The 1,049-nt window shown below is 65.1% G+C and carries 1 protein-coding gene; it reads right to left on the bottom strand.

What is annotated here, in order from left to right:
* The coding region (locus tag CEK68_RS20190; protein WP_152240457.1) for an IS110 family transposase at nt 1-878 on the bottom strand (878 nt) is incomplete at its 3' end.
* Nucleotides 879-1,049: the final 171 nt, after the last annotated feature.

Raw genomic sequence — 1,049 nt, 5'->3', positions numbered from 1 at the left:
CTCTGCTTGCCGGTTTTGCCGCGTTCGCTCAGCCGCTGTTTCAGCGCCCGGATGATCGGGTTGTGGGTCATGGCCACCAGGGCCGGCATGAACAGGCCCGCGCGCAAGCGGGGCGAGCCGGTGCGCGAGATGCAGACGTGGCCTTTGCGCTCGCCCGACTCCTGCAGGCACGGATTCAGGCCCGCGAAGGCGGTCACCGCCGAGGCATCGGCGAAGCGCCTCACATCGCCAAGCTCGGCCAGCATCAAGGCCGCGCTGGTGTCGGCAATCCCCTGGATGCTCACCAGCAGCTCGCGCTGCCCACGCAAGGTCGGATCCTGGTCGATATGGTCATCGATGGCCTGCTCGATCTGGGCGATGTGGTGTTGCAGATCGGCCAGATGGACCTGGATCGAGTCCTTCACCTGGGCCGGAGCGACGTCCAGCCGGTTGCGCTCCATCTGCAGCATCTGTTGCAGATCCTGGCGCCGGCGCACCAGCGCTTTGAGCTGCTTGAGCGCCGGCGGATCAGGGTGCCAACGGCGTAACTGCTCGCGGTGACGCAGGGCATAACTGGCGATCAGCTTGGCATCGCTGCGATCGGTCTTGACCCGGCTGAGTTGGCTGCGTGCGTACGCGGCCGTCTGCGCGGGGTTGAGCACGCACACCCGATAGCCGCGTGCGTGGAGGAACTCGGCCAGCGCCTGGTGGTAGGTGCCGGTGGCCTCCATGGCGATCCAGCTATCGGGCTGGGCATGCGTCTGCAGCCATGCCTGCAGGGCCTGGAAGCCCTTGGCATCGTTGGACAACTTGGCCTTGGTACGGTGCTTGCCATTGGTCAGCTCGATGGCCACATCGAAACTGCGTTTGGCGACGTCGATGCCGATGACGGCAGACATAGGCGATTCCTCCATCGTGTCAGGGTCATGATCGGCGCTGGGCCCGGTCCTGCCTTGTCGATGCGAGTTCACGCCCGCGGGCGGACTCTGGATACCGTTCGGACACACAAGGGCCAGCATGTGGAGGGCGGAGCCGATCTACGATGCAAGCTCGAAGCTTTAGGAGCGAAA

The sequence above is a fragment of the Xanthomonas sp. LMG 12461 genome, from assembly GCF_009192935.1.
Lineage (GTDB): Bacteria > Pseudomonadota > Gammaproteobacteria > Xanthomonadales > Xanthomonadaceae > Xanthomonas_A > Xanthomonas_A sontii.
The sequence above is the reverse complement of the archived record's forward strand: the minus strand, read 5'-3'. Positions and strand labels throughout refer to the sequence as shown.